Source organism: Pseudomonas sp. GW821-FHT01E10 (assembly GCF_059422365.1).
The window spans coordinates 366,022-391,066 of record NZ_JBWKWT010000005.1 but is presented as its reverse complement, the minus strand read 5'-3'; the positions used below and the strand labels follow the sequence as shown (position 1 = coordinate 391,066).

20 protein-coding genes, 1 tRNA gene and 1 pseudogene are annotated in these 25,045 nt (G+C 58.6%); 16 read left to right on the top strand and 6 right to left on the bottom strand.

Annotation, left to right across the window (positions count from 1 at the left end; translation table 11 throughout):
- Positions 1–116: 116 nt before the first annotated feature.
- The 4 genes from AC07V0_RS13115 (at position 117) to AC07V0_RS13100 (ending at position 6,360) form a co-directional block, all read left to right on the top strand.
- Positions 117–2,039 (top strand): PrkA family serine protein kinase, encoded by a 1,923-nt coding sequence (locus tag AC07V0_RS13115; protein ID WP_007904259.1) that lies wholly within the window; start codon positions 117–119, stop codon positions 2,037–2,039.
- 203 nt (positions 2,040–2,242) lie between these two features.
- Positions 2,243–3,514, top strand: a complete 1,272-nt coding sequence (locus AC07V0_RS13110; RefSeq protein WP_018928847.1) for a YeaH/YhbH family protein — start codon at positions 2,243–2,245, stop codon at positions 3,512–3,514.
- Positions 3,511–5,073, top strand: coding sequence for a SpoVR family protein (locus tag AC07V0_RS13105; protein WP_018928846.1), 1,563 nt, complete (start codon positions 3,511–3,513; stop codon positions 5,071–5,073). Before AC07V0_RS13110 ends, AC07V0_RS13105 begins: the two co-directional genes overlap by 4 nt.
- Before the next feature lie 63 nt (positions 5,074–5,136).
- The gene (locus AC07V0_RS13100) at positions 5,137–6,360 is read left to right on the top strand and encodes a multifunctional CCA addition/repair protein (RefSeq protein WP_086944453.1); all 1,224 of its coding nucleotides are present in this window, start codon (positions 5,137–5,139) and stop codon (positions 6,358–6,360) included.
- 79 nt (positions 6,361–6,439) lie between these two features.
- Here the strand turns inward: AC07V0_RS13100 and folK are convergent, their stop codons facing one another.
- On the bottom strand, positions 6,440–6,958 hold the full coding sequence (gene folK / locus AC07V0_RS13095) for a 2-amino-4-hydroxy-6-hydroxymethyldihydropteridine diphosphokinase (protein WP_018928844.1): 519 nt from the start codon (positions 6,956–6,958) through the stop codon (positions 6,440–6,442).
- Complete coding sequence (gene folB / locus AC07V0_RS13090) at positions 6,949–7,302, bottom strand: dihydroneopterin aldolase (protein WP_018928843.1); 354 nt, start codon at positions 7,300–7,302, stop codon at positions 6,949–6,951. The genes folK and folB overlap by 10 nt, the downstream gene beginning before the upstream one ends.
- Before the next feature lie 74 nt (positions 7,303–7,376).
- Here folB and plsY point away from each other — a divergent pair, with 74 nt between their 5' ends.
- Positions 7,377–7,946, top strand: coding sequence for a glycerol-3-phosphate 1-O-acyltransferase PlsY (plsY, locus tag AC07V0_RS13085; protein WP_018928842.1), 570 nt, complete (start codon positions 7,377–7,379; stop codon positions 7,944–7,946).
- A gap of 23 nt (positions 7,947–7,969) precedes the next feature.
- On the opposite strand, the gene tsaD is transcribed toward plsY, so the two are convergent.
- Positions 7,970–8,995 carry a tRNA (adenosine(37)-N6)-threonylcarbamoyltransferase complex transferase subunit TsaD gene (gene tsaD / locus AC07V0_RS13080; protein ID WP_018928841.1) on the bottom strand — a complete coding sequence of 342 codons (1,026 nt, stop codon included), beginning with the start codon at positions 8,993–8,995 and terminating at the stop codon, positions 7,970–7,972.
- Between the two features lie 199 nt (positions 8,996–9,194).
- On the opposite strand from tsaD, the gene rpsU reads away from it, so the two are divergent.
- From rpsU to AC07V0_RS13045, 7 genes are all read left to right on the top strand, one after another.
- Positions 9,195–9,410, top strand: a complete 216-nt coding sequence (gene rpsU, locus AC07V0_RS13075; RefSeq protein ID WP_002551877.1) for a 30S ribosomal protein S21 — start codon at positions 9,195–9,197, stop codon at positions 9,408–9,410.
- A gap of 483 nt (positions 9,411–9,893) precedes the next feature.
- On the top strand, positions 9,894–11,861 hold the full coding sequence (gene dnaG / locus AC07V0_RS13070) for a DNA primase (protein WP_086944473.1): 1,968 nt from the start codon (positions 9,894–9,896) through the stop codon (positions 11,859–11,861).
- A gap of 67 nt (positions 11,862–11,928) precedes the next feature.
- On the top strand, positions 11,929–13,776 hold the full coding sequence (gene rpoD / locus AC07V0_RS13065) for an RNA polymerase sigma factor RpoD (protein WP_007936542.1): 1,848 nt from the start codon (positions 11,929–11,931) through the stop codon (positions 13,774–13,776).
- A gap of 123 nt (positions 13,777–13,899) precedes the next feature.
- On the top strand, positions 13,900–17,646 hold the full coding sequence (locus AC07V0_RS13060) for a bifunctional diguanylate cyclase/phosphodiesterase (protein WP_086944452.1): 3,747 nt from the start codon (positions 13,900–13,902) through the stop codon (positions 17,644–17,646).
- A 15-nt stretch (positions 17,647–17,661) separates the two neighbouring features.
- Positions 17,662–17,738, top strand: a tRNA-Ile gene (locus tag AC07V0_RS13055).
- A 514-nt stretch (positions 17,739–18,252) separates the two neighbouring features.
- Positions 18,253–18,753 (top strand): hypothetical protein, encoded by a 501-nt coding sequence (locus tag AC07V0_RS13050; protein ID WP_019580724.1) that lies wholly within the window; start codon positions 18,253–18,255, stop codon positions 18,751–18,753.
- Between the two features lie 10 nt (positions 18,754–18,763).
- Positions 18,764–19,006, top strand: coding sequence for a hypothetical protein (locus AC07V0_RS13045; protein ID WP_018928836.1), 243 nt, complete (start codon positions 18,764–18,766; stop codon positions 19,004–19,006).
- Between the two features lie 742 nt (positions 19,007–19,748).
- Here the strand turns inward: AC07V0_RS13045 and AC07V0_RS13040 are convergent.
- Together AC07V0_RS13040 and AC07V0_RS13035 are read right to left on the bottom strand one after the other, a co-directional pair.
- Complete coding sequence (locus AC07V0_RS13040; RefSeq protein ID WP_007936539.1) at positions 19,749–19,934, bottom strand: hypothetical protein; 186 nt, start codon at positions 19,932–19,934, stop codon at positions 19,749–19,751.
- 125 nt (positions 19,935–20,059) lie between these two features.
- The gene (locus tag AC07V0_RS13035) at positions 20,060–20,254 is read right to left on the bottom strand and encodes a hypothetical protein (RefSeq protein ID WP_018928835.1); all 195 of its coding nucleotides are present in this window, start codon (positions 20,252–20,254) and stop codon (positions 20,060–20,062) included.
- Positions 20,255–20,706: 452 nt separating this feature from the next.
- On the opposite strand from AC07V0_RS13035, the pseudogene AC07V0_RS13030 reads away from it, so the two are divergent.
- Positions 20,707–21,014 (top strand): annotated as a pseudogene (locus AC07V0_RS13030) (DUF3077 domain-containing protein).
- Between the two features lie 70 nt (positions 21,015–21,084).
- On the opposite strand, the gene AC07V0_RS13025 reads toward AC07V0_RS13030, so the two are convergent.
- A complete protein-coding gene (locus tag AC07V0_RS13025; RefSeq protein WP_018928834.1) occupies positions 21,085–21,729 on the bottom strand; it encodes a peptidase M41 in 645 nt (214 codons plus the stop codon).
- A 138-nt stretch (positions 21,730–21,867) separates the two neighbouring features.
- On the opposite strand from AC07V0_RS13025, the gene AC07V0_RS13020 reads away from it, so the two are divergent.
- The 3 genes from AC07V0_RS13020 (at position 21,868) to AC07V0_RS13010 (ending at position 25,036) form a co-directional block, all read left to right on the top strand.
- The gene (locus AC07V0_RS13020) at positions 21,868–22,329 is read left to right on the top strand and encodes an Lrp/AsnC family transcriptional regulator (RefSeq protein WP_007980298.1); all 462 of its coding nucleotides are present in this window, start codon (positions 21,868–21,870) and stop codon (positions 22,327–22,329) included.
- A gap of 217 nt (positions 22,330–22,546) precedes the next feature.
- Positions 22,547–24,229: a flavin monoamine oxidase family protein gene (locus AC07V0_RS13015; protein WP_018928833.1), complete on the top strand. Its 1,683-nt coding sequence runs from the start codon at positions 22,547–22,549 to the stop codon at positions 24,227–24,229.
- 12 nt (positions 24,230–24,241) lie between these two features.
- Entirely contained in the window at positions 24,242–25,036 is a 795-nt protein-coding gene (locus tag AC07V0_RS13010) for a carbon-nitrogen hydrolase family protein (RefSeq protein WP_019650322.1), read from the top strand.
- The last annotated feature ends 9 nt before the right edge of the window (positions 25,037–25,045 follow it).

Genomic DNA, 25,045 nt, shown 5'->3' with positions numbered 1-25,045 from the left:
CGGAGTAGTCAGCTCCGGAAGAGTTCTGGGGGGTAAACAGCAACTGCCTGTTCGGTTGCTGCCAGCATCGACTGAGTGATCCGGCGTCGGCTCCACGTATCGAGCGAGGTGACGTCATGAGTATCTTTAGCCACTTCCAACAACGCTTCGAGTCCACGCGCCAGGAAGAACTCTCGCTGCAAGAGTATCTTGAACTGTGCAAAAAGGACCGCAGCGCCTACGTTTCCGCGGCCGAGCGTCTATTGCTGGCCATCGGCGAACCGGAACTGCTCGACACCTCAACCAACTCGAGGCTGTCGCGCATCTTTTCCAACAAGGTGATCCGCCGCTATCCGGCCTTTGAAGACTTCCACGGGATGGAAGAATGCATCGACCAGATCGTGTCGTATTTCCGCCATGCCGCTCAGGGTCTGGAAGAAAAGAAACAGATCCTCTACCTGCTTGGCCCAGTCGGTGGCGGTAAGTCATCTTTGGCCGAAAAGCTCAAACAGCTGATCGAGAAAGTGCCCTTTTACGCAATCAAGGGCTCGCCGGTTTTCGAGTCGCCCCTGGGTCTGTTCAACGCCACTGAAGATGGCGCGATCCTCGAGGAAGACTTCGGCATTCCCCGGCGCTACCTCAACACCATCATGTCGCCATGGGCCACCAAGCGCCTGGCCGAATTCGGCGGCGACATCAGCCAGTTCCGCGTGGTGAAACTCTACCCGTCGATCCTCAACCAGATTGCAGTTGCGAAAACCGAGCCGGGCGATGAAAACAACCAGGACATCTCGGCACTGGTGGGCAAGGTCGATATTCGCAAACTGGAAGAGTTCCCGCAGAACGACGCCGATGCCTACAGCTATTCGGGCGCGCTGTGCCGGGCCAACCAGGGCCTGATGGAATTCGTCGAAATGTTCAAGGCACCGATCAAGGTGCTGCACCCATTGCTGACGGCCACTCAGGAAGGCAACTACAACAGCACCGAAGGCTTGGGGGCAATTCCGTTCACCGGGATTCTGCTGGCCCACTCCAACGAATCGGAATGGCACACTTTCCGGAACAACAAGAACAACGAAGCCTTCATCGACCGGATCTATATCGTCAAAGTGCCGTATTGCCTGCGCGTCAGCGACGAGGTGAAGATCTACGACAAGCTGCTGTTCAACAGCTCTCTGGCCAAGGCCCATTGCGCACCCGACACGCTGAAAATGCTCGCTCAGTTCACCGTGCTCTCGCGCCTTAAAGAGCCGGAAAACTCCAACATCTACTCCAAGATGCGCGTGTATGACGGCGAAAACCTCAAGGACACCGATCCGAAGGCCAAGTCGATCCAGGAATACCGCGATGCTGCAGGTGTCGACGAAGGCATGAACGGTCTGTCGACCCGCTTCGCCTTCAAGATCCTGTCGAAGGTCTTCAACTTCGATCCGCACGAAATCGCCGCCAACCCGGTGCATCTGCTCTACGTGCTGGAACAGCAGATCGAACAGGAACAATTCCAGGCCGAGACCCGCGAACGCTATCTGCGCTTCCTGAAAGAGTACCTGGCGCCGCGTTACATCGAGTTCATCGGCAAGGAGATCCAGACTGCCTATCTCGAGTCTTACAGCGAGTACGGCCAGAACATCTTCGATCGCTATGTGCTGTACGCCGACTTCTGGATTCAGGATCAGGAATACCGCGATCCGGAAACCGGCGAGATCCTCAACCGCGTAGCCCTGAACGAGGAACTGGAGAAAATCGAGAAACCGGCCGGCATCAGCAATCCGAAGGATTTCCGCAACGAAATCGTCAACTTCGTACTGCGCGCCCGTGCCAACAACAACGGCAAGAACCCAACCTGGCTCAGCTACGAAAAACTGCGGGTGGTCATCGAGAAGAAAATGTTCTCCAACACCGAGGACCTTCTGCCGGTCATCAGCTTCAACGCCAAGGCCAGCAAAGAGGACCAGCAGAAGCACAACGACTTCGTCACACGGATGGTCGAGCGGGGCTACACCGACAAACAGGTACGACTGCTGTCCGAGTGGTACTTGCGGGTCAGAAAATCACAGTAACCCGCTGCCGGTCAGACCGGTTGTCGTTAGCCAGAGGCCTGTGTACGCATTTTCTGTTACACAGACCTCTGGGAGGTGTTCGAAAGTCGGTAACGAGGTTCAGGCAGCATCCAGAAGCGCTTGGGGGAGCGTGAACATCCCTCGGCACAGGTCGATGCTGCATAACCGCTCGCCCCTTTCAGGACAGCTTCTAAGGAGCAGTCATGAGCTATGTGATCGACCGACGTCTCAATGGCAAGAACAAGAGCACGGTAAACCGTCAGCGGTTTCTGCGGCGCTACCGTGATCACATCAAAAAGGCCGTCGAAGAGGCGGTAGGCCGGCGTTCCATTACCGATATGGAACACGGCGAGCAAATCAGCATTCCCGGCCGCGACATCGACGAGCCGGTGCTTCACCATGGCCGGGGCGGCAAGCAGACCATCGTGCACCCGGGCAACAAGGAGTTCACCAGCGGCGAGCACATTGCCCGTCCGCCCGGAGGTGGCGGCGGCAGAGGCCCCGGTAAGGCCGGTAACTCGGGTGAAGGGATGGACGAGTTCGTCTTCCAGATCACCCAGGAAGAATTCCTCGAATTCATGTTCGAGGACCTTGAACTGCCTAACCTGGTCAAACGTCACCTGACCGGCACCGACACCTTCAAGACCGTACGCGCGGGCATCAGCAACGAGGGCAACCCGTCACGGATCAACATTATCCGTACGTTGCGTTCGGCCCATGCCCGGCGAATCGCCCTGTCCGGCAGCAGCCGGGCAAAACTGCGCGAAGTCAAAGAGGAGCTCGCCCGGCTTAGACGGGAGGAGCCGGACAACTTCGGCGACATCCAGGAACTCGAAGCGGAAATCGAGAAGCTCAGTGCGCGCATTCACCGAGTGCCATTTCTCGACACCTTTGACCTCAAGTACAACCTGTTGATCAAACAGCCGAACCCGAGCTCCAAAGCAGTGATGTTCTGCCTGATGGACGTGTCCGGCTCCATGACCCAGGCGACCAAGGACATCGCCAAGCGCTTCTTCATCCTGCTGTACCTGTTCCTCAAGCGGAACTACGACAAAATCGACGTTGTGTTCATCCGCCACCACACCAGTGCCCGCGAAGTGGATGAGGAGGAGTTTTTCTACTCCCGGGAAACCGGCGGTACCATCGTTTCCAGCGCCCTTAAACTGATGCAGGAGATCATGGCCGAGCGTTATCCGAGCAATGAGTGGAATATCTATGCCGCCCAGGCGTCCGACGGCGATAACTGGAACGACGACTCGCCGATCTGCCGCGACATTCTGATCAATCAGATCATGCCGTTCGTGCAGTACTACACTTATGTAGAGATTACCCCGCGCGAACACCAGGCCCTGTGGTTCGAGTACGAACGCATCGCCGAAGCCTTCTCTGACACTTTTGCCCAGCAGCAACTGGTCTCGGCCGGGGATATCTATCCGGTCTTCCGTGAACTCTTCCAGCGCAGGTTAGTGACATGACCGCCAAAGAGCAAAAGCGCCAACCCATTTCCACCGGCTCCGAATGGACGTTCGAGCTGATCCAGGCCTACGACCGCGAAATCAGTCGTCTCGCGGCCCGCTATGCGCTCGATACCTACCCCAACCAGATCGAAGTCATCACTGCCGAACAGATGATGGACGCCTACGCCTCTGTGGGCATGCCCCTGGGTTATCACCATTGGTCCTATGGCAAACACTTCCTAAGTACCGAAAAATCCTACAGCCGCGGCCAGATGGGGCTGGCCTACGAGATTGTGATCAACTCGGACCCTTGCATCGCCTATCTGATGGAAGAAAACACCATCTGCATGCAGGCCCTGGTGGTGGCTCACGCCTGCTATGGCCATAACAGCTTCTTCAAGGGTAATTACCTGTTCCGCACCTGGACCGACGCCAGCTCGATCATCGATTACCTGGTGTTCGCCAAGCAGTACATCATGCAGTGCGAAGAACGCCACGGTATCGACGCGGTAGAGGACTTGCTCGATTCCTGCCATGCGCTGATGAATTACGGGGTCGACCGTTACAAACGCCCTTATCCGATTTCCGCCGAAGAAGAACGCCGTCGGCAGAAGGATCGGGAAGAACATCTGCAAAAGCAGATCAACGATTTGTGGCGGACCATTCCAAAAGGCGCGGACAAATTCAGCGACAAGGACAACGCACGCTTCCCCGCCGAGCCTCAGGAAAACATCCTGTATTTCATCGAAAAACACGCCCCGCTGCTGGAGCCATGGCAACGTGAAATCGTGCGGATCGTGCGCAAGATCGCCCAGTATTTTTATCCACAGCGCCAGACACAGGTGATGAACGAAGGCTGGGCCACCTTCTGGCACTACACCTTGATGAACGACTTGTATGACGAAGGCCTGGTCACCGATGGCTTCATGATGGAGTTCCTGACGTCCCATACCAGCGTGGTGTTCCAGCCGGGCTTCGACAGTCCCTACTACAGCGGAATCAACCCCTACACCCTCGGTTTTGCCATGTATCGCGATATCCGGCGGATATGCGAACAGCCTACCGAAGAGGACTACCGCTGGTTCCCGGAAATCGCCGGCACAGACTGGCTGTCCAGCATCAAATTCGCCATGAGCAGCTTCAAGGACGAGAGCTTCATCCTGCAGTACCTGTCACCCAAGGTGATCCGCGACCTGAAGCTGTTCAGCATCCTCGATGACGACCAAAAGGATGATCTGCTGGTTCCGGCGATCCACGACGAAGAGGGCTATCGAACCATCCGCGAAACCCTGGCGGCGCAATACAACCTGGGCAATCGCGAACCCAACATCCAGATCTACAGCATCGACCGGCGCGGGGACCGCTCGCTGACCCTGCGTCACCAGCAGCACGACCGCAAGCCGCTCGGCGATTCCACCGAGGAAGTGCTCAAGCACCTGCACCGGCTCTGGGGCTTCGACATTCACCTGGAAACCCTGCAAGGGGATCAGGTGGTGAAAACCCACCATGTTCCACCCAGAAGCGAACACGGCGAGGGAGACTACGGCCGGCTAGACTTGGCTGTCATTCATCTTTGATCCTGTTTCGGCCTCCGGAAGTTCGACGCAAAGGTTATTCTGTCGGGCTAACGGAGGTTTTTTATGCAGATTTATAAAGTCGGTGGTGCGGTACGCGATCGCCTGCTGGGCAGGCCTGTCACCGATATCGACTGGGTCGTGGTAGGCGCCACCACCGAAGAAATGCTCGCCAAGGGCTTTCGCCCGGTGGGTGCGGATTTTCCGGTATTTCTTCACCCCAAAAGCGGTGAGGAATACGCCCTCGCCCGCACCGAACGCAAAAGCGGGCGCGGTTACGGCGGCTTCACCTTTCACGCCAGCCCCGAAGTCACGCTCGAAGAAGACCTGATTCGTCGTGACCTGACGATCAACGCCATGGCCGAAGACGATCAGCAGAACCTGACCGACCCCTACCATGGCCAGCGGGATCTCGAGGCTCGCCTGCTTCGTCACGTTTCCCCCGCGTTCGCCGAAGATCCGCTCCGCGTTCTGCGCGTTGCCCGCTTCGCCGCGCGTTATGCAGGACTGGGCTTCACCGTCGCCCCCGAGACACTGGCGCTGATGAGGCAACTAAGCGAATCGGGTGAACTGGAGGCACTGACCGCGGAACGCAGCTGGAAAGAAATCGCCCGTGCGCTGATGGAAGACCAACCCCAGGTGTTCATCCAGGTGCTGCGCGAGTGCGGTGCGCTCAAAGTGCTGATGCCGGAAGTCGATGCGCTGTTCGGTGTACCGCAACCCGAGGCCCATCACCCGGAAATCGACACAGGCGTGCATACCCTGAGCGTGCTGGAGCAAGCGGCACAGCACAAACAACCGCTGACCGTGCGCTGGGCCTGCCTGCTGCACGACTTGGGCAAAGGACTGACGCCCGAGGAGGAATGGCCCCGCCACATCGCCCACGAGCAAAAAGGCCTGAAGCTGATCAAAGCGGTCAACGAGCGCTTCAAGGCACCGAAGGATTGTCAGGAATTGGCACTGCTGGTGGGCGAGTATCACACCCATGGCCACCGGGCTCTGGAACTGAAACCGTCGACCTTGCTGGAGTTGCTGCAGAGTTTCGACGTCTATCGTCGACCTCAGCGCTTTGAGGAGTTTATTGCGGCGTGCGAGATGGACGCTCGAGGGCGCAAAGGCCTGGAGCAGCGAAGTTATCCACAGGCGGATTATTTGCGCGGTGCGGCGACTACAGCGCGAAGCGTGGCGGTTCAGCCGTTGCTGGAGAAGGGATTCAAGGGGCCGGAATTGGGCGAGGCCATCAAGCGCGAGCGGCTCAAGGCGCTGAAGGCCTACAAAGAAAAAGCATAAGCAAGGGCAAAAGATCGCAGCCTGCGGCAACTCCTACAGAGATCGGCGTAGAAGTTGCCGCAGGCTGCGATCTTTTGCTTTACAGCATATCGGAAGGGGTCAACTGCTCACCGCGCCACTCAAAAGCCACCGGCGCCAACACCTGATCGATCCGCGCCTCGCTCCACAAGGTCGCAAAGCTTTTGCCTACGCCCGGATGCACTCTGTCCGGCGCAATCAGCGACAACGGCCACAGCACGAATGCGTTTTTCAGAATCTCTGCCCGCGGCAAGACCAAACCATCGAAATTGCCCACCAGATCGCCGAACAGCAGCACGTCGATATCCAGCGGCAAGCCCTTGCGGTCCGGCGCGTAACGGCCGTTATCCGCTTCGATGAATTTCAGCCGTCGATCCAGCTCCATCAACGGTAGATCGGTATAGGCCGAGACCACAAAGTTGAAAAACGGCCCGCTCTTGATCCCCACCGGCTGGCTTTCGAACACCGCCGAGCAGCGCATATCCACCAGGAAACCCGCCAGGGCGTCCAGGCCAGCCTGCAAATGGGATTCGCGCTCGATGTTGCTACCGAGCCCGAGGTACACCTGAGTCAGCGACATCCGCGCTCGATCTCCACACCCACGCCCTTGGCCGCCGGAACGGCACCTGGCTTGGTCAGCTTGAGGTGCATCCAGGTGATCTTGAACTCACTCATCAGCACTTCTGTCAGACGCTCGGCAAACGTCTCGACCAGCTGGAACTGCGCCTGCTCGGCAAAAGCCTGGATGCGTGACGAAACGCTCGCGTAGTCGAGCGCCAGAGTCAGGTCATCACCAGCAGCGGCCGGACGATTGTCCCAGGCGAAGCTCAGATCAAGTCGCAGACACTGTCGGATGCCTCGTTCCCAGTCGTAGGCACCAATCACGGTGTCGACTTCCAGGCCCTCGATAAACACTCTGTCCAAGCACTTCTCTCCGCTGCACGACAAGGGCGCAATGCGCCGTTAGAATCAGGGCGTCCTCGCCCGGAATAGTTAGCATGTTTTGGTCACTGGCGATTTTCGCCTACCTGCTCGGCTCTCTGTCCTTCGCCATTTTGCTCAGCCGCCTGACCGGTAACCCCGATCCGCGAATGAGTGGCTCGGGCAATGCCGGTGCCACCAATATGTTTCGTCTGGCCGGCAAAAAACTCGCCATCCTGACCTTGCTCGGCGACCTCTGCAAAGGCCTGCTGCCAGTGCTGGTCGCAGGTGCAATGGGCCTTTCACTGCAGGAACAGGCCTGGATCGGCGTCTTCGCCGTCATCGGTCACCTGTTTCCACTGTACTTCCGCTTTCGCGGCGGCAAGGGTGTCGCCACCGCGGCCGGCATGCTGCTGGGGCTCTATCCACCCGCTGCGCTGCTGGCGGTCTGTGCCTGGCTGTTGACGTTCTACCTGACCCGCACCAGCTCACTCGCCGCCCTGATTGCCACACCCCTGACCCTGCCGCTGCTCGCCTGGCAAGAACCGGCGGCACTGCTGCCCATGAGCGCACTCACGGGGCTGATCGTCTGGCGTCATCGCGGCAATCTACGCGACCTGTTTGCCGGGCGCGAACGGCATTTTTAAATACCGCACGTGAGCGCCACTCATCACAGAGCCGACAACTGCTCCATCGGCCAGCGCGCCTGCACGCTGATTGCCAGGCTTTCGTGCTGACCGGCCCGCAAGCGCTGGCAGCCGGCAAACGCAATCATCGCACCGTTGTCGGTACAGAACTCCGGACGGGCATAAAACACATCGCCCCTCATGTCGCCGAGCATTTTTTCCAGTGACGTACGCAACGCCTTGTTGGCGCTGACGCCACCAGCGATCACCAGACGCTTCATGCCAGCCTGTTTCAGGGCACGCTTGCACTTGATGGTCAAAGTCTCCACCACGGCCTGCTGGAACGCCAGCGAGATGTCGCAACGGGCTTGCTCGCCGTCGTCCCCGGCGCTGACGCATTGCTGCCAGGTGTTCAAGGCGAAAGTTTTCAAACCGCTGAAGCTAAACGCCAGGCCCGGACGATCACACATCGGACGCGGGAAGACGAAACGTCCGTCAACGCCTTGCGCCGCCAGACGAGCGATCTCCGGACCGCCCGGGTAATTGAGGCCCATCATTTTTGCAGTTTTGTCGAACGCTTCGCCGGCGGCATCGTCGAGGGTCTCGCCCAAGAGCGTGTACTGACCGATCCCGTCGACCTGAACCAGCTGCGTATGACCGCCCGAGACCAACAAAGCGACGAACGGGAACTCCGGTGGCTGCGGCTCCAGCATCGGCGCCAGCAAGTGACCTTCCATGTGGTGCACGCCCAGGGCCGGGATACCCCAGGCAAAAGCCAGCGCCTGCGCGCAGGAAGCCCCTACCAGCAGAGCTCCGACCAGGCCGGGGCCGGCGGTATAAGCGATGGCGTCGATCTCGGTCGGCACGCAGTCGGCCTCCGCCAGCACCTGACGGATCAAGGGCAGCATGCGTTTGACGTGATCGCGCGAAGCCAGCTCCGGCACAACGCCGCCATAAGCGCGATGCAGGTCGATCTGACTGAACAGCGCATCGGCCAACAACCCGCGTTCACTGTCGTAAAGTGCGACACCGGTTTCGTCGCAAGAGGTTTCTAATCCCAGTACTAGCATGGGTTTGCGCCTTGTAGAGGCTGAATTCGAAGGCGCGCATAATAGTCGTCGCGTGATGCCCCGACCAGCGGTTTTCGATCAGAGGCTTTGCATTCCGAGCGATGAGGGGTTAACATCCGCAACCCTTAAAAACCGACGTCTTCAAGTGCTCTTTTGCCGCGAGGATGTTGACCCCGGTAATGAATGAAGGTAGCTCTGGATGCCAGCCGTCAAAGTTAAAGAGAACGAACCCTTCGACGTAGCTCTGCGTCGTTTCAAGCGCTCCTGCGAAAAAGCCGGTGTACTGGCTGAAGTTCGTAGCCGCGAATTTTACGAGAAGCCTACTTCTGAGCGTAAGCGCAAAGCAGCAGCCGCTGTTAAGCGTCACGCCAAGAAAGTACAGCGCGAACAGCGCCGCGCCGTTCGTCTGTACTAATACACAGACGATCGTAGCAAGCTTCTGCCAAGCCCGGCCCTCAGCCGGGCTAATGGCATTTGCGGACAACGCTTGATGCTTCACCGTCAAAGCCGCAGACGCGACCGAGACAAACCTGCTTCACAGCGTCAGACCTGGCTCTTTTGCCAGCGGTGCACGTCTTTTCTGACGAGCCTTTCAAGGCTACTGACGAGCACACCCACTGATTCCTCTCACGACGATCAGCCCAAGGCACCTTCTTGCGTGCCCGCTTATTGAGCTATCCGAGGCCATAGATTGGCCGTCGCCGGACTCAGCGAAACACTTTCGAATAGTCGAATGCTGATTGGTACTAACGTCAGTGGATTTTCGGCAGATACACTTCCCGACAGCGATTACGCAGACGACACCGGTCGAGCCGCACACCCTGCGCGCCTCAAACAACGACCTGCGTTCGGCCGCACTTCGTTTCGGGTCCATTTCAGCGCAGATGACGAGAACGCCATGGCCGGGCTAATTCCCCAGAGCTTCATTGACGACCTTCTGAACCGCACCGACATCGTCGATGTGGTCAGCTCGCGCCTGCAAATGAAAAAGGCCGGCAAGAACTACACTGCCTGCTGCCCGTTTCACAAAGAGAAAACCCCCTCCTTCAGCGTCAGCCCCGACAAACAGTTCTATTACTGCTTCGGTTGCGGCGCTGGCGGTAACGCCCTCGGCTTCATCATGGACCACGACAACCTGGACTTCCCCCAGGCAGTCGAAGAACTGGCCAAAGCCGCCGGCATGGAAATCCCCCGCGAAGAAAGCGGCCGACCGCACAAACCGCGGCAGCCCACCGATTCGCCGCTGTATCCGCTGCTCACCGCTGCCGCCGATTTTTACCGCCAGGCCCTGAAAAGCCATCCGGCGCGCAAAGCGGCCGTGGATTACTTGAAAGGTCGTGGATTGACCGGCGAAATTGCTCGGGATTTCGGCCTCGGATTCGCTCCGCCCGGCTGGGATAATCTGTTCAAGCATCTGAGCAGCGACACCCTGCAGCAAAAGGCCATGATCGATGCCGGCCTGCTGGTGGAGAACACCGAAACCGGCAAGCGCTATGACCGCTTCCGCGATCGCGTGATGTTCCCGATCCGCGACAGTCGCGGGCGCATCATCGCCTTCGGCGGCCGGGTACTGGGCGACGACAAGCCGAAATACCTGAACTCACCGGAAACCCCGGTTTTCCATAAGGGCCAGGAACTCTATGGCCTTTACGAAGCGCGCAAGAACAACCGCAACCTCGACGAAATCATCGTCGTCGAAGGCTACATGGACGTCATCGCCCTCGCCCAGCAAGGCCTGCGCAATGCTGTGGCAACCCTGGGCACCGCCACCAGCGAAGAGCACTTGAAGCGACTGTTTCGCGTCGTACCCAACGTACTGTTCTGCTTCGACGGCGACCAGGCCGGCCGCAACGCTGCCTGGCGTGCACTGGAAGCGACGTTGCCGAGCCTGCAGGACGGACGGCGCGCACGCTTTCTATTCCTGCCCGAAGGCGAAGACCCGGACACGCTGGTCCGCTCCGAAGGCACTGACGCCTTCCGCGCGCGGATCAATCAGCATGCACAGCCATTGGCCGATTATTTTTTCCAACAGCTGACCGAGGAATCGGACCCGCGCTCGCTTGAAGGCAAGGCCCACATGGCTACCCTCGCCGCGCCACTGATCGACAAGGTTCCGGGCGCCAACCTACGCATTCTGATGCGCCAGCGCCTGACCGAAATTACCGGGCTCAGTGGCGAAGCCGTGAGTCAACTGGTGCAAAGCGCACCTCAGGAAGCACCACCGGCTTACGACCCGGGCATTGATTACGACGCCATGCCCGATTACAGCGACTACCATCAGCCGCAGGCACAAGAGATGTATGTGCCGCAGCAGGAGTGGACGCCGAAAAAACCCGGCGCTGGCGGCAAGAAATGGGACAAGAAGCCGTGGGACAAGAACGGCAAACGTGGCGGCGATCGCGATCAACCGCGCGCGCCACGGGTACCGGCTGCTGTAGAGCCACCCACCCTGGCCGCCTTGCGCACGTTGCTGCATCACCCGCAACTGGCCGAAAAAGTCGAGGATGCCGGGCACTTTGCGGCCGAAGACCACACTAACACGCAACTGCTGGTCGCCCTGCTCGAAGCCGTACAGAAGAATCCCAAGCTAAACTCATTTCAACTGATTGCGCGTTGGCACGGCACTGAACAGGGCCGACTGCTGAAAGCGCTGGCAGAAAAGGAATGGCTGATTGATGGAGATAACCTTGAACAACAGTTTTTCGACACCATTACTAGCTTGTCAGCCCGCCAACGCGAGCGAAATCTGGAACAACTTCTTCGAAAAGCGCGTCAAAGTGAGTTGAGTGCCGAAGAGAAAAATCAACTGCGCGACCTTTTAAGCCGCAATGTTTGCGCATCAAACCCGACCTCAACTGGCGCGTGAGGTCATAGCTCAGGTATAATCCTCGGCTTGTTTTTTGCCCGCCAAGACCTTCAGTGGATAGGGTGTTATGTCCGGAAAAGCGCAACAGCAGTCTCGTATCAAAGAGTTGATCACACTTGGTCGTGAGCAGGGCTACCTGACTTACGCGGAGGTCAACGACCACCTGCCGGAGGATATTTCAGATCCGGAACAGGTGGAAGACATCATCCGCATGATCAATGACATGGGGATCAACGTATTCGAGGTTGCGCCAGATAAGGATTCCCTTATGCTGGCCGACGCCGATACCGACGAAGCCGCGGCCGAAGAGGCAGCAGCAGCGTTGGCAGCGGTCGAGACCGACATTGGTCGCACCACCGACCCAGTGCGCATGTACATGCGTGAAATGGGTACGGTAGAGCTCCTCACACGTGAAGGCGAAATCGAAATCGCCAAGCGTATTGAAGAGGGCATCCGCGAAGTGATGGGCGCAATCGCGCACTTCCCTGGCACGGTTGACCATATTCTCTCCGAGTACACTCGCGTCACCACCGAAGGTGGCCGCCTGTCCGACGTCCTGAGCGGTTATATCGACCCGGACGACGGCATTGCGCCGCCTGCAGCCGAAGTGCCACCGCCTGTCGACCCGAAAGCCGTGAAAGCGGACGACGACACCGACGACGATGACGCCGAAGCAAGCGATGACGAAGAAGAAGCCGAAAGCGGTCCGGATCCGGTCATCGCCGCACAGCGTTTTGGCGCTGTCGCCGATCAGATGGAAATCACCCGCAAGGCGCTGAAAAAGCACGGTCGCTACAACAAGGCTGCGATTGCCGAGCTGTTGGCCCTGGCTGAGCTGTTCATGCCGATCAAACTGGTGCCGAAGCAATTCGAAGGCCTGGTCGAGCGTGTTCGCAGTGCCCTGGATCGTCTGCGTCAGCAAGAGCGCGCGATCATGCAATTGTGCGTTCGTGATGCCCGCATGCCGCGTGCCGACTTCCTGCGCCAGTTCCCGGGCAATGAAGTCGACGAAAGCTGGAGCGATGCACTGGCCAAAGGCAAAAGCAAATACGCTGAAGCCATTGGTCGCCTGCAACCGGACATCATTCGTTGCCAGCAGAAGCTGACCGCGCTGGAAACCGAAACCGGTTTGACGATTGCCGAGATCAAGGACATCAACCGTCGCATGTCGATCGGTGAGGCCAAGGCCCGCCGCGCGAAGAAAGAGATGGTCGAAGCGAACTTGCGTCTGGTGATCTCCATCGCCAAGAAGTACACCAACCGTGGCCTGCAGTTCCTCGATCTGATCCAGGAAGGCAACATTGGCTTGATGAAAGCGGTAGACAAGTTCGAATACCGCCGCGGCTACAAATTCTCGACTTATGCCACCTGGTGGATCCGTCAGGCGATCACTCGCTCGATCGCCGACCAGGCCCGCACCATCCGTATTCCGGTGCACATGATCGAGACGATCAACAAGCTCAACCGTATTTCCCGGCAGATGTTGCAGGAAATGGGTCGCGAACCGACCCCGGAAGAGCTGGGCGAACGCATGGAAATGCCTGAGGACAAGATCCGCAAGGTATTGAAGATCGCTAAAGAGCCGATCTCCATGGAAACCCCGATCGGTGATGACGAAGACTCCCATCTGGGTGACTTCATCGAAGACTCGACCATGCAGTCGCCAATCGATGTCGCCACCGTTGAGAGCCTTAAAGAAGCGACTCGCGAAGTCCTGTCCGGCCTCACTGCCCGTGAAGCCAAGGTTTTGCGCATGCGTTTCGGTATCGACATGAATACCGACCACACCCTCGAGGAGGTTGGTAAGCAGTTCGACGTGACCCGTGAACGGATTCGTCAGATCGAAGCCAAGGCGCTGCGCAAGCTGCGCCACCCGACGAGAAGCGAGCATTTGCGCTCCTTCCTCGACGAGTGATCACAGAACCCCCGGCCCAGGCCGGGGGTTTTGCTTTATGCAGATTAAATGCCCCGCACGTCCCACCCGCCGAATAGCCCGTCTACACTCGAAGCATTCCCCCAAAGCCATAACGAGACCGTTATGCCCAGATGGTCGACCGTGCTTTTTTTGCTGTCGCTGATGACCTGGACCGCAACGGCTGGCGCGCTGACTCTGACCGACGAAGAACGTAGCTGGCTGGCGGCTCACCCGGAATTGCGCCTGGGCGTCGATGCGTCCTGGCCGCCGTTTGAGTTTCGCGACGATCATGGGCGTTATCAGGGCCTGGCAGCGGACTATATCAACGTCATCCGGCAACGGCTGGCCATCAAACTCACGCCCATCGAACCGGTCAGCTGGACCGAAGTGCTGCAGCAGGCCAAACAAGGCAAGCTAGACATCTTGCCGGGCATCATGTCGACCCCCGAGCGCCAGACCTATCTGTCGTTCACCCGCCCCTACCTCGATTTTCCGATTGTCATTCTGGCCCACGTCGGAGGCCCCCAACCGCGCAAACTCAAAGATCTGTACGGACTGAAGATCGCCGTGGTGGAAAACTACGCCCCCCATGAACTGTTGCGCACCCAACATCCCGACCTGAATCTGGTGGCGATGCCCAATGTCAGCTCGGCATTGCAAGCGCTGGCTACCGACGAAGTGGACGCGGTCGTGGGCGATCTCGCCTCCAGTGTCTGGAGCCTGCGCCAGCTCAAGCTCGAAGGGCTCTACGTCAGCGGTGAGACGCCCTACCGCTATCAATTGGCGATGGCCGTCCCCCCGAACAATAAGCTGCTGGTCAGTATCCTGGACAAAGTCCTGGCAGACATGAGCCCGAGTGAAATCAGCGCCATCCAGGAACATTGGGTCGGTAACGTCCTGGATCATCGGACCTTCTGGTCCGACGTGCTGATTTACGGCCTGCCAGGACTATTGGCACTGATGATCGTGCTGGCAGTGGTGATCCGTATCAATCGCCGACTGAGTTCGGAAATTGCCCGCAGGGTCGACCTGGAACAGGAGCTGCGCAGCAGCGAATACCATTACCGCGGGCTGGTGGAGAGTCTTTCAGCCATCGCCTGGGAAGCGCAGATCAGCGATTACACCTACAGTTACGTGTCGCCCCACGCCCAGGACCTCCTCGGTTATCCCCTGTCCCATTGGCTGATTCCGGGCTTCTGGCGCAACATCATCCACCCCGCGGACCTCACTCGGGCCCAGGCGTTCTGCGACCGTGAAGTGGCGGCCGGGCGCGATCACAGCGTCGATTACCGGGTCATCACCGCTGATGGCCGTTGCCTGTGGGTCCGCGATATCGTCAGCCTGATCGAACATGGCCGTGAACCGGTCCTGCGCGGGCTGATGATCGATATCAGCGAAGCCAAACGCACCGAAGAGGCGCTGCGCCTGTCGGAACAGAAGTTCGCCTCAGTGTTCCAGCAATGCCCGGATATTCTGGTGATCGCACGGCTTTCCGATGGCTGCCTGCTGGAAGTCAACGAAGCGTTCGAGGAACAGATCGGCCTCAAGGCCGAAGACGTCATAGGCCAGACGGCCACCGACCTGAACATCTGGGGCGTTCCTGGCGTGGGACCGGGTTTGCTGCAGCGATTGCAGGCCGGCAGTATCCGCAACCTGGAGATGCCCTTTCGCCGCAACAATGGCCAGGTGTTTACCGGCCTGATCTCTGCCGAGCCTTTCGACCTCGACACGACCCCGGCCCTGGTGGTCGTCGTACGAGACATCAGTCAGCTCAAGGAAACCCAGCAACAGCTGCAAACCTCCGAAGAGAAATTCGCCAAGGCCTTCCACGCCTCCCCCGACGGCTTGCTGCTGTCCCGGCAGAGCGACGGCTTGCTGCTGGAGGTCAACGAAGGTTTCAGCCGTATAACCGGGTTCAACAGTGCGATGTCGGTAGATCGGTCGGCGCTGGACCTGGGGATCTGGGTCAATCTCAACGAGCGCAAACAGATGCTCGAATTGCTGCACCGGGATGGTTTCGTCCGCGATTTCAGTTGCCACATCCGCCGCAAGGACGGGCAGATCCGGCTCTGCGAAGTTTCAAGCCGGCCACTGCCCATCGGCGATGAAGACTGCATGCTGACCATCGCCCGGGACATTACCGAGCGACACCTGATGCAGGAAAAACTGCAACAGGCCGCCACCGTGTTCGAAAGCACCGCCGAGGGCGTCTTGATCACCGACACCCAACAGCACATCAGCGCGGTCAATCGGGCATTCACCGAAATCACCGGCTACAGCGAGACCGAAGCACTGGGCCACACCCCTCGCCTGCTCGCCTCGGGCCTGCACGACAGCGCCTTCTATGCTGCGATGTGGCATCAACTGACCGCCGAAGGTCATTGGCAAGGCGAGATTTCCAACCGGCGCAAGAACGGCGAGCTCTACCCGAGCTGGCTGACCATCAGCGCCGTGCGCAACCGGGACAAACTCATCACCCACTTTGTCGCGGTGTTCGCGGACATTTCCAGCCTCAAGCATGCGCAAGCCAAACTCGACTACCAGGCGCACCACGATCCGCTGACCGGCCTGCCGAATCGCACATTGTTCGAAAGCCGCCTGCTGACCGCGCTGAACAACCAGCAGGAAAACGGTGGCCAAGGCGCCGTGCTATTCCTGGACCTGGACCGTTTCAAACACATCAACGACAGCCTCGGTCACCCGGTCGGCGACCTGCTGCTCAAAGGCATCGCCGTACGCCTCAAGGAGCAGTTGCGCGATATCGATACCGTGGCGCGGCTGGGTGGCGACGAATTCATCATCCTGCTCCCCGGCCTGCAACAGGCCAGCGATGCCGACAACATTGCCACCAAGCTGCTCAATTGCTTCAGCGCCCCTTTCCAGGCCGGCGAGCACGAGTTTTTCATCAGCGCCAGCATCGGCACCAGCCTGTATCCCAAGGACGGCTGCGACGTTGCCACGCTGGTCAAGAACGCCGATGCCGCGATGTATCGCTCCAAGGCCAAGGGCCGTAACCGGGTTGAAAGCTACACCCGCGACCTCACCGCCCAGGCCAGCGAACGCGTGGCACTGGAGCATGAACTGCGACGCGCCATCGAGCGCAATGAGCTGTTTTTGTACTACCAACCCAAAATCAGCCTCAAGGATCATCGGCTGGTCGGTGCCGAAGCGCTGATTCGCTGGCATCACCCAACCTTTGGCGATGTGCCCCCCGAGCACTTCATTCCCCTGGCCGAAGAAAACGGCATGATCCTGCAAATCGGTGATTGGGTATTGGAGACTGCCTGCCAGCAGATGTACGAGTGGAATCAGGTCTATGAGTGCCTCGGCCCACTCTCGGTCAACCTGGCGGGCGCTCAATTACGCCAGCCGAACCTGCTCGGCCGGATCGAGCAATTGCTCAAGGACAACCGCCTCAAACCTGATTTTCTGCAACTGGAGATTACCGAAAACTTCATCATGAGCCAGGCCGAAGAAGCGCTGACGGTCCTGCACCAACTCAAACGCCTGGGCGTGCAGCTGGCGATCGACGATTTCGGCACCGGTTATTCGTCCCTGAGCTACCTCAAACGCCTGCCGCTGGACATCCTCAAGATCGACCAGTCCTTCGTCCGCGGCTTGCCGGACGACCCGCACGACGCGGCGATTGTCCGCGCAATCATCGCCCTGGGCCGCAGCATGCAATTCACCGTCATCGCCGAAGGCGTCGAAACCCATGCCCAGCAACAATTCCTCACCACCGAAGGCTGCGAACAGATCCAGGGCTACATCGTCAGCCTGCCACTTCCCCCCGACGAATTCGCCGCGACGTTTCTTCGTATAACCGTATCGGATTTTTCGGATAGCACAGCCGAGAAACCATCGCTATAATCCGCGGCCTACTGAGGGCCTATAGCTCAGTTGGTTAGAGCAGAGGACTCATAATCCTTTGGTCCACGGTTCAAGTCCGTGTGGGCCCACCAACTCCAAAGCCGCGCATTGCGCGGCTTTCGCGTTTCTGGCTGGTCCACCACAGATACAGTCCCAGGGTCCAAGGGTACAATTCAGGTACAGTGCTGGTTCGCCAGCCGCCAAGGCGCTTCAAGGAGGTGCCTTGGCCTACAGGTCATCCTCTGGATTGCGCAACAGCCGCAACTCACCGCGTGCAACCTCATCCGGCACCGCGAAGGAGTACCGTCCCAGCATAGTGCCCAGCTCCAACGCAGCTGACATCTCCCGAGCACGATCATACTGATCGTAAGCCGAATCCAGGTCGAAGCTATTGTTCTCTTGCTTCAGGTCCCACAGCACACTTTCGGACGCCGAATGAGCCGTCGCTGTTGCCGCTGACCGAAAACTGACCTTGCGGGGGTGCGGTAGCTGGCGATGAGACCCGTGCAGACGTCAAATTCCCTGGGGGCCTCACATCAAAGACGGTTTGCATCTTAGTCACCGCTTGTAGAAAATCATCGTCTTTTTGCACGAATGGATACGCGCATGAAGTTCGAGAAGACCACGCAGTACAGGTCCGAGGAAGGGATCGTCTTCAATCTGTCTCAAATCACCCTCATGGAAAGCGACCGAGGTCGCCTGCGCGAGCTGCACTTTGGCGAAGCAAAACGCGCCCATTACCAAGTCAACAGCATAGTCGTCGATATGTACGACCGAATGCAGGCTCGAAACCTGCCATGCCTGCTGACAGTCTGCATTTCCAATCCCCTCACCCGGCAGCAGGCCGATGCTATCAGCACTATGCGCGGCAACGTCGCCAAGGGAATTGCTGCGGCCTCAGGTGGCGTTGCAGGGAAGGTAGGTGCGTTGGGCGGGCCGCTCATTGGCTGGGCTTCAGGTGCAGTCGTGACGACAGGTGTCAACTGGTACCTCAAAGGGGCCCTGCCGAACCTGCATGCAGGTGACGTGCTGGTCAGCATCGAGGGAGAGGTCCATGGCGGGATTGGCCCACAGCGCTCTGTCGTGACGCTGGTCATCAAGGTCTGAGGAACTGCACATGCCCTACATCATGCAAACTATCGTCCTTCTGGTGCTGGGCGCGATCCTCGTTCAGTTTCTGAAACCGTACCCGTTGCGCAAGTGGCTGGGTTTGACGCTGCTGGCAACGGGCTTGGTCAGCATCTTCAAGGTTGGTGAGCAGCAGGTGCTGGGCTTTGACCTGGAACTGCTAGCACTGCTGGCCGTGCCGCTGGGCGTGGTGCTTTTCCTGACGCGGCGGCGGTTCACGGAGGGGGACTGAAGCCCTGGCACGATTTCTCGGTGCCGTCTCTGACCCAAAATCATATGGGACAACAGTCGATCAACAGCGCGTTGATCGATGATCTTAGCGTTGGACCTTGCCGGCGGATTGGGGGTTACTTTGAACATACTGGTAACTCCTAACGTTGGTTAGATGCCGCCAAAATCACTGCTAAATGATCGGTGGCGGCTGTAACGCAGGCCAGGTGCAGTCGGAAATGTGTAATGCCACATTGACCAGCCTTGCCAACTCTGCGGGCGCGGCCTAATTCTGATCCTAGACAGCACGGATCTAGCGCACATGAAAGGTCACCGCAATCGCCAACCTTTAAAGTCAGACTATACGCATGCCTTAGGCCAAGCCGCGTTTTGCTTCTCGATCTGTGAATGGAACGTGGTTTGGCGCTGCGAGAGAATTAGCCCGGGGGCACTACAGAAGATCGTGGGCGAAGAATTCACTGCGGGGCGAATTGCGAAACTCAAAGGCTGCAAAATCAGTACAACCACGGTACAGTATTCAGCTTGAGCAACCTTCTCAAAATTACGCTTAACACCACGTATTACGGGGCCTCCAGCTATGCCAACCTACGTTCACCTACGAACGTTTTCTCTAGGCTTATCTGCTCGCCCGGCAACTCATAATCCTTTGGTCCACGGTTCAAGTCCGTGTGGGCCCACCAAACAAGAAAGCCGCGCTAATGCGCGGCTTTTGGCTTTCTGAGATTGAGGTTTGATTTTAGGGTTCAGACCAGCCGAGCCACCAAGGCGACGACAGCAAAGGTCACCAGGGCCAGAGCGGCGCCGAGCCCGAACGGCAGTAGTATCGCTCGGGTCGCGGTGGGGGCCGGGCTACGCATGTCTTCAGCCAAGGCGGCCACGTCTCGGTGCAACTGCTCAATGCTGGCTTGAGTCGTGGGGGGTGTGGACATACTGCTTCTTCCTGTGTGGATCACGGGCTCTGCCTAATGCGCTTACCCTAGTTGGATACGGTGAGCTGCTCCGTGGCAAAACTCAAGTGCCGCCGATGATTGGCTGCGCTCTGACGGGCTCGGTATTAGAGCTTGGACCACAGCCCGACAGCGGCGACGAAGGCGGTGACCAGACCGGCGCCCACCGCAAACGGATACCAAAAAGCTTCCTGTCTAAGCTTGCTTTCTTCGGCCATAAACTTGCGGGTCTCGGCCATGAATTTCCGGATTTCGACTTGGAGTTTATCGAGTTCCAGATTATCGCGGTCATTCTGTAGCATCAGTCATCCTGTCGGAGCTCGGGTCGCACCATGTGCGCTGCTCCGAGGCGGGTCGTGCGTCATTTTTCCTGTCTGCCGTCTAGGTTATATTTTGCGCGGATGGTGGGTTATCGGATGACGTCCGCTAACGTTGTAGGCAAACTCCGAGAATTGCGTAATGGGCGCATTTGGGCACTTTGCCGCCTTGTTGGGCTTTTCTTCGACGGGATACTCTCCAGACGTCGCTGCCAATGCAGCGATCGGGTGTGGTAACCCGGCGAGGCTAAGCGCAACAGCGCCCCCATCACGACTTCAGGCGTTTTTTACGCCTGCAATCCAGTGTTATGGCGGCTGTGCGTGGGAGACCTTCGGGTCTGCCGGTTCCTTGGCTCCCGGTTTACCACCCTGCGTACAGCTGCCACCCATTCGTGTGGTAACGAATGCGGCAGCTCCTCGAGTTAAGGAGCAACACAATGAGCAAAACAGATTCGCCCGCAGCTTCCGAACTGAAAACCATCGGCCTCACGCCGTTCACTTATTGCTCGGATCAGCCACTGTTCCACGTCAGGTTGGCGTCCCCATCCTCGACGCATTGACTCAAACCTCCGATCTGCTATCCCTCGCCAAGTCATTTGCCGAGGACGCAGCCTACGCAAAAGACACCGACCGCCACGCCTGGGCCGCACACTACCTGACGGCGATGAGCAAAGCGGTGATTGATGATGTGGTGAAAGTGCTGACACCGCGACCTGCCCGGACGGCGACAGAGTCCGAGGAATAGCGCCTGCACATTATTTGAAACACGCCCCGATTTTTCGGGGCTTCCAGATCGTGATCGGGAGTTCGGATGCTTAAGCCCAAACACTTAACGCTGGAATGGCCTGCACGGGGCCCAGCCGCTCAAGCACTTCAGCGGTCAACACAACCTCATACGTATCCGCCGGCCGCCCCCACTGCTCCACAATGACCATGCGCTCCACCAAAAGCCCCGCCAATCCAGTAATCGTATCGGCCAACACCTCGACGATTTCTTGGGTGCGCAACCACAAGCGATCATTAATGTCTGTCAGCTCAGCAATGATGCGATCAGACAACGCTGGATCCGTATCGGGATAGGCGATATTTCGAAGCAAGTACCGCAATTCTCTTATTTTTGCGTGATCCTGTTCCGCTCCAAACTCTCCGTTCAGGATGGCTGCCGCTTTCGACTTATGGACGCGTTTCTCGGGCGAGTGCTTTGCAGGCAAGGTCTGCGCCATGGCGCCAGCGAAGAGGACCATTATCCGGGCTTCCAAATGTTCCTTCATGGCTTCGAGCGACGAAATGGACCGCGTCAAGGTAATGGAGGCCCCACCATGATGCGTCAGGCCCATGGTCACTTTCAGGGTCACATCACCCGTTTCAAAACCCAGGGCTCGGGCTACGACGTAATGCCCCATTTCGTGATTGGCAATCTGCAGTGCATAGTCGCGCAGAGCCGCAGGCATACCCTTCATTTCGATCCCCTCGCTTCACAGCCCCTGGTTGCGCATTCGACTACGAGTGACAATTTGTGTCCATCCAATTAACCCGTTGAGGGCATGGACTGCCTGTAATATGCCAGCCCATTGCTCTGTACCGCTGGAGATGCCCCTTTGCCTGACACTCGCCCGCCCGTTCTCGACGAAATCGACCGCCAATTGATCGCCGCCTTGCAGATCAATGCCCGTGAAAGTGTGGCCATGCTTGCCCGACAACTGGGCATCGCCCGGACCACCGTTACTTCGCGCCTGGCCCGGTTGGAAAAGGCCAAGGTGATCACCGGTTACGGTGTGCGACTGGGTCAGCGTGTGGTGGATGGCGGATTGCAGGCTTACGTCGGGATTACGGTGCAACCGAGGTCTGGCAAGGAAGTGCTGCGACGACTTAGCGCCATGGCTCAGGTGCAGCAGCTGTGTGCGGTGAGTGGCGAGTTTGATTATGTGGCGTGGTTGCGCACCGATTCGCCGGAGCAGCTGGATCAGTTGCTGGATCAGATCGGCAGTGTGGATGGGGTGGAGAAGACGACGACTTCGATCATCCTGAGCAGCAAGATTGATCGGGGGCAGCCGGTTTGAGGCCTTCGGTGTCTGGTCGGGACTCTTCGCGGGCAAGTCGGATCGCTGCACTGCTCACACCTACAATATGTAGTGACACATCGTCATATTGATAAAACAATTAGCAAAACGACGACACATTGCGTCTTATTAACGTGTTCTACGCTCTCTAGAATGGCTGCCATCTTTTCCTATACTCAGACGCGCATCCTGCGTCGGGTCGCCAGCAAGGTCAGCCATGAACAAGAACAATCGCCATCCTGCAGACGGTAAAAAACCAGTCACTATTTTCGGCCCGGACTTTCCTTTCGCCTTCGACGACTGGATCGAGCACCCGGCCGGGCTGGGCAGCATTCCAGCGCACAATCACGGCGCCGAAGTGGCGATCGTCGGGGCTGGCATTGCCGGTCTGGTGGCCGCCTATGAACTGATGAAACTGGGCCTGAAACCTGTCGTCTACGAAGCCTCGAAAATGGGCGGTCGTCTGCGCTCCCAGGCGTTCAACGGTGCCGAAGGCATCATTGCCGAGCTCGGCGGCATGCGCTTCCCGGTGTCGTCCACTGCGTTTTATCACTACGTCGACAAACTCGGCCTCGAGACCAAGCCCTTCCCAAACCCGCTGACCCCCGCGTCTGGCAGCACGGTGATCGATCTGGAAGGCAAAACCCATTACGCACAGAAACTGGCGGATCTTCCTGCACTGTTCCAGGAAGTGGCTGACGCTTGGGCCGATGCCCTGGAAGACGGTTCTCGCTTCGGCGAGATCCAGCAGGCGATCCGCGATCGCGACGTGCCGCGCCTCAAGGAATTGTGGAACACCTTGGTGCCGTTGTGGGACGACCGCACGTTCTACGATTTCGTCGCCACCTCCAAAGCCTTCGCCAAGCTCTCCTTCCATCACCGCGAAGTGTTCGGCCAGGTCGGTTTCGGCACCGGTGGCTGGGACTCGGACTTCCCCAACTCGATGCTGGAAATCTTCCGCGTGGTGATGACCAACTGCGACGATCACCAGCACCTGGTGGTCGGCGGCGTGGAACAAGTGCCGCAAGGCATCTGGCGCCATGTGCCGGAGCGTTGCGTGCACTGGCCTGAAGGCACCAGCCTCAGCTCGTTGCACAACGGCGCGCCGCGTACCGGCGTGAAGAAAATTGCCCACGCGGCAGGCGGCCGTTTTGCGGTCACCGACAACTGGGGCGACACCCGCGAATACGCAGCGGTGCTGACCACTTGCCAGAGCTGGCTGCTGACCACCCAGATCGAATGCGACGAGAGCCTGTTCTCGCAAAAGATGTGGATGGCCCTGGACCGTACCCGCTACATGCAGTCGTCGAAAACTTTCGTGATGGTCGACCGCCCGTTCTGGAAGGACAAAGACCCGGAAACCGGCCGCGACCTGATGAGCATGACCCTCACTGATCGCCTGACCCGTGGCACGTACTTGTTCGATAACGGCGACGACAAGCCTGGGGTGATTTGCCTGTCGTACTCATGGATGAGCGACGCCCTGAAAATGCTTCCACAGCCAGTGGAAAAGCGCGTGAAGCTGGCGCTGGATGCGTTGAAGAAGATCTACCCGAAAGTCGACATCGCCGCGCGGATCATCGGCGATCCGATCACCGTGTCGTGGGAAGCCGACCCGCATTTCCTCGGGGCCTTCAAGGGCGCCCTGCCCGGTCACTACCGCTACAACCAGCGCATGTACGCGCACTTCATGCAGGACGACATGCCGCCCGAGCAACGCGGGATTTTCATCGCCGGCGATGACGTTTCATGGACGCCGGCGTGGGTTGAAGGCGCGGTGCAGACCTCGCTCAACGCGGTGTGGGGCATCATGAAACACTTCGGCGGTGAAACTCACGCTGAAAACCCGGGTCCAGGAGATGTGTTCAACGAGATCGGTCCGATCGCCCTGCCCGAGTAAGAGGAATCCGAAATGCGCGTAGCCCTTTACCAATGTCCACCGCTGCCCCTGGATGTCGCAGGCAACCTGCAACGCCTGCATCAACTGGCGCTGGAGGCCAAGGGCGCGGATTTGCTGGTGGTGCCGGAGATGTTCCTGACCGGCTACAACATCGGCATAGACGCCGTCAGCGTGCTGGCGGAGGTGCACAACGGTGAATCGGCGCAGCAAATCGCGCGCATTGCCAAGGCAGCCGGGATCGCCATTCTGTATGGCTACCCCGAGCGTACCGAGGATGGGCAGATCTACAACGCCGTGCAGTTGATCGACGCCCATGGCGAGCGGCTGTGCAACTACCGCAAGACTCATCTGTTCGGTGACCTCGATCACTCGATGTTCAGCCCCGGGTCGGATGAGTTTCCGTTGGTTGAACTCAATGGCTGGAAGCTTGGCTTTTTGATCTGCTACGACCTGGAGTTCCCGGAGAACGCCCGGCGTCTGGCGTTGGCCGGTGCCGAGCTGATCCTGGTGCCGACGGCGAACATGATTCCCTACGATTTCATCGCCGACGTCACCGTCCGCGCCCGGGCCTTCGAAAACCAGTGTTATGTGGCTTACGCCAACTACTGTGGGAGCGAGGGCGAGATCCAGTATTGCGGCCAGAGCAGCATCGCCGCGCCGGATGGCAGCCGTATCGCCCAGGCCGGCCTTGATGAAGCACTGATTGTCGGTGAGCTGGATCGCCAGCTGATGATCGATTCCCGCGCAGCCAATCGCTACTTCCTCGATCGCCGTCCCGAGCTTTACGACGCGCTGAACAAGCGCTGATCCACTTAG

Excerpts from the sequence above, each read along its gene's own strand:
- AC07V0_RS13115 (WP_007904259.1), top strand. The coding sequence starts at position 117 with ATGAGTATCTTTAGCCACTTCCAACAACGCTTCGAGTCCACGCGCCAG.
- AC07V0_RS13110 (WP_018928847.1), top strand. The coding sequence starts at position 2,243 with ATGAGCTATGTGATCGACCGACGTCTCAATGGCAAGAACAAGAGCACG.
- AC07V0_RS13105 (WP_018928846.1), top strand. The coding sequence starts at position 3,511 with ATGACCGCCAAAGAGCAAAAGCGCCAACCCATTTCCACCGGCTCCGAA.
- AC07V0_RS13100 (WP_086944453.1), top strand. The coding sequence starts at position 5,137 with ATGCAGATTTATAAAGTCGGTGGTGCGGTACGCGATCGCCTGCTGGGC.
- folK (WP_018928844.1), bottom strand. The coding sequence starts at position 6,958 with ATGTCGCTGACTCAGGTGTACCTCGGGCTCGGTAGCAACATCGAGCGC.
- plsY (WP_018928842.1), top strand. The coding sequence starts at position 7,377 with ATGTTTTGGTCACTGGCGATTTTCGCCTACCTGCTCGGCTCTCTGTCC.
- tsaD (WP_018928841.1), bottom strand. The coding sequence starts at position 8,995 with ATGCTAGTACTGGGATTAGAAACCTCTTGCGACGAAACCGGTGTCGCA.
- rpsU (WP_002551877.1), top strand. The coding sequence starts at position 9,195 with ATGCCAGCCGTCAAAGTTAAAGAGAACGAACCCTTCGACGTAGCTCTG.
- dnaG (WP_086944473.1), top strand. The coding sequence starts at position 9,894 with ATGGCCGGGCTAATTCCCCAGAGCTTCATTGACGACCTTCTGAACCGC.
- rpoD (WP_007936542.1), top strand. The coding sequence starts at position 11,929 with ATGTCCGGAAAAGCGCAACAGCAGTCTCGTATCAAAGAGTTGATCACA.
- AC07V0_RS13060 (WP_086944452.1), top strand. The coding sequence starts at position 13,900 with ATGCCCAGATGGTCGACCGTGCTTTTTTTGCTGTCGCTGATGACCTGG.
- AC07V0_RS13050 (WP_019580724.1), top strand. The coding sequence starts at position 18,253 with ATGAAGTTCGAGAAGACCACGCAGTACAGGTCCGAGGAAGGGATCGTC.
- AC07V0_RS13045 (WP_018928836.1), top strand. The coding sequence starts at position 18,764 with ATGCCCTACATCATGCAAACTATCGTCCTTCTGGTGCTGGGCGCGATC.
- AC07V0_RS13040 (WP_007936539.1), bottom strand. The coding sequence starts at position 19,934 with ATGTCCACACCCCCCACGACTCAAGCCAGCATTGAGCAGTTGCACCGA.
- AC07V0_RS13035 (WP_018928835.1), bottom strand. The coding sequence starts at position 20,254 with ATGCTACAGAATGACCGCGATAATCTGGAACTCGATAAACTCCAAGTC.
- AC07V0_RS13025 (WP_018928834.1), bottom strand. The coding sequence starts at position 21,729 with ATGAAGGGTATGCCTGCGGCTCTGCGCGACTATGCACTGCAGATTGCC.
- AC07V0_RS13015 (WP_018928833.1), top strand. The coding sequence starts at position 22,547 with ATGAACAAGAACAATCGCCATCCTGCAGACGGTAAAAAACCAGTCACT.
- AC07V0_RS13010 (WP_019650322.1), top strand. The coding sequence starts at position 24,242 with ATGCGCGTAGCCCTTTACCAATGTCCACCGCTGCCCCTGGATGTCGCA.